A 2,932-nucleotide genomic window follows, 5' to 3' on the forward strand; every position below is an offset into this window, starting at 1 on the left:
GCTTCAGCGCCGGCCGGCGCTGAAGCGCAACTACAAACCTGTTTCAACGTGACATAAGCTTTAGTCCTGCTAATATCAGTATGGCACTGAACAGAAAACCGCTATAGTTATGTCTTCACCACTTCTTAAGCGAGAGTTAGGTGTTTTCGGCGCAACTCTCATGGGCCTGGGATCAATCCTCGGTACCGGAGTATTTGTGAGTATCGGCATTGCGACGGAAGTTGCCGGGCCGGGAGTGATTTTGGCTGTCGGTATTGCGGCTTTAGTGGCTGTTTGCAATGGCCTTAGCAGCGCTCAATTAGCGGCAAATCATCCTGTTAGCGGCGGTACTTATGAATATGGCTACAAATATCTCAATCCTTGGCTGGGTTTCACTGCCGGCTGGATGTTTCTGGTGGCGAAAACGGCTTCTGCAGCTACTGCTGCTTTGGGTTTTGCGGGGTATTTTTTAAATGCAGTTGGTGTCGCCGATCGCACTTACCTGATCCTAACAGCTTTAGTCGCCGTCGCCGCCATCACTTTAATTGTATTGACGGGAATTAGGCGATCGAATATCGCCAATACTGCCATAGTCTCAGTTACACTTTTATCCTTAGCGGTGTTTGTTGCTGTCGGTTTGCCAGAGGTAAGGTGGGAGATGGTCACCGTACAGAATGATAGCTCGATCGGCTCCATCTTCCAGGCCACCGCCCTGATGTTTGTCGCTTATAGCGGTTACGCCCGCATCACCACAATGAGCGAGGAAGTGCGGGAACCGAGGGAAACCATTCCCAAAGCCATAATTTTCACTTTGGTGCTGACAATGCTGCTTTACGTGGGGGTAGCAGTAGTTGTCGCGGGTGCGGGGGGAGCCGATAAATTGTCTTTACAAATAGGCGGTACGGCTGCACCTTTGGAAGTCATCGCCCGCAGTTTCCGAATTCCAGGAGTTTCTCAACTGCTAGCCGTCGGCGCAATTACCGCTATGTTGGGAGTCTTGCTGAACTTAATTTTAGGGCTGTCGCGCATCTGGCTGGCGATGGGGCGGCGCTTGGATATGCCGAGAGTCTTGGCGCGGCTGAATCCTTCGGGGACAACTCCCTACGTGGCTGTGGTGGTTGTCGAAGTTACGATCGCACTTTTAATCCTCGTCGGCGATGTCAAAACCACTTGGTCGTTCAGTGCTTTTAGCGTTTTGATATATTACGCTATCACCAACCTCGCCGCGCTGCAACTTTCCCCCGCCGAAAGGCTTTATCCGCAGTGGGTGGCTTGGGTGGGTTTGGGGAATTGTCTGTTTCTGGCTTTTTGGGTGGAGAGGCAAATTTGGCTGACAGGATTGGCATTAATTGCCGCCGGTTTAATTTGGCGGGCGATCGTCCGACTCCCGGCGAGAAAGTAGAATTGTGATAAATTGAAACAGCATCCCGCATTGTAGAGGGCCATGCCCCATCGAACTCCCGAGCTTGCGACTCAAGAATCTCTCGCATTCAGCGCCATCAGTCGCTATATCGCTCAAACACTAATTACCATTCAGGAACAGCATCCCGAATGGATAGCTGAAAAATACAGGAAAACCCCCTGGGCTAAACCTGATTTTCAGTCGGTTTTGATTGGAAAATTGACAAAAAGTTTTAGAGTAGCCAGCGATACAGATTCCCTGCTGCTAACTGCGAAAAAATACTTACAAATTCTGCTGGTTCCAGAATTCGTTAATTCACCTCAATTCAGCAAATTATCTGCCAAAATTCAGCAGCTAGCCCAATCTCAAACAGCACCAGCTAAATCACAAAACTCTGTTTTGTTAGAACCTCCAACTCCAACAGCCAATCAACCAGCCCCGCTTCCTGTCGGCATTGCTATCTTGCTGTTAGATGTCGAAAACTTGCAACTCACCATCGAAACCGAAAAATTCCTAGAGGGAATTTGCCACTATCCCATCCAAATCAAAGTTGCCTTTGCCAACTGGCGCAGCATGGGCAAGAAAGATGCCGAATTTCACCAGCGCGGGTATCAACTAATTCACGTCCCCCCCGGCAAAGACAGCGCCGACTTAAAAATGGCTACAGTCGGCGCATCGATTTTCGTACATTATCCCACAGCCAAAGAGATTTTTGTCTGTTCGTCCGATCGAGCCCTCACTCACCTCAGCAATACACTGCAAGCCCACGGACTAACAGTATTTCAAGTCCGCAAACAAATAGATAAAATTATAGTTTTAAACAGCAAAACCGGACAAGTGGAAACCCATTCCCTCGTAACTACACCGGAAATTACACCCCTAGAACAATTAGTTATCCAGCTAAAAGAATTAATCAAAAAAGAGCAAAAACGCACCTCAACTCAGTGGATAAAACTTTCTACTGTTTCAGCTTTATTTAGGGAAAATTACGGCTTAGTCCTAAATCAACTTGTTGCCCATCATTTGCTCGGTACTAAAACCCGGGATATCTTTCTTAAATATCCCACCGATTTTGTCCTCCACAAACCCTCAGAAACTTCTCAAACTTATGTGACTCTTTTTGAAGTAAGATTATCGCCCCCACCGCCAATACTTAGTCAAGAAATTCAGAATAATTACCAGGCAGCACCTGCAAGTTTGACAGATATTAATTCTCTGGAAGACTTGGAAAGAGCTCTTGTCAAAATCGTTGGCGACTTAACCGACAACTCTCCTGAAAATTATGTATTTCTCTCTAATGTAGGCAGCGAATTTCACAGACAATACGGCAAACAAATTACCCAAATAATTAAAGATTTTAATCTCGGTAGAAAGTTTACTAAATTTTTGCAATCCTGCGCTTCTCTCCAGCTAAAAAAAGGTGAAAAAGGCTGGCAAGTTTCCCTCAATTAATTAAAACTTAAAATATATAAGCCAATACGGTTTACTTAAGGCTTGGGAGGCTTTAAGATTTTAAAAATAGGAGGATTAGTTTTTATTCCAGTACCTCTG

Annotated in this window: 2 protein-coding genes; both read left to right on the top strand. The window is 46.2% G+C overall.

What is annotated here, in order from left to right:
- The first annotated feature begins 109 nt into the window (after positions 1-109).
- Entirely contained in the window at positions 110-1,381 is a 1,272-nt protein-coding gene (locus QUA13_RS22440) for an APC family permease (protein ID WP_333202021.1), read from the top strand.
- 42 nt (positions 1,382-1,423) lie between these two features.
- Positions 1,424-2,833 carry an NYN domain-containing protein gene (locus QUA13_RS22445; RefSeq protein WP_333202023.1) on the top strand — a complete coding sequence of 470 codons (1,410 nt, stop codon included), beginning with the start codon at positions 1,424-1,426 and terminating at the stop codon, positions 2,831-2,833.
- Positions 2,834-2,932: the final 99 nt, after the last annotated feature.

Source organism: Microcoleus sp. S28C3 (assembly GCF_036700785.1).
Lineage (GTDB): Bacteria > Cyanobacteriota > Cyanobacteriia > Cyanobacteriales > Microcoleaceae > Microcoleus > Microcoleus asticus.

Bases quoted from the DNA above. Each gene is read 5' to 3' on its own strand.
- QUA13_RS22445 (WP_333202023.1), top strand. From the start codon at position 1,424: ATGCCCCATCGAACTCCCGAGCTTGCGACTCAAGAATCTCTCGCATTC.
- QUA13_RS22440 (WP_333202021.1), top strand. From the start codon at position 110: ATGTCTTCACCACTTCTTAAGCGAGAGTTAGGTGTTTTCGGCGCAACT.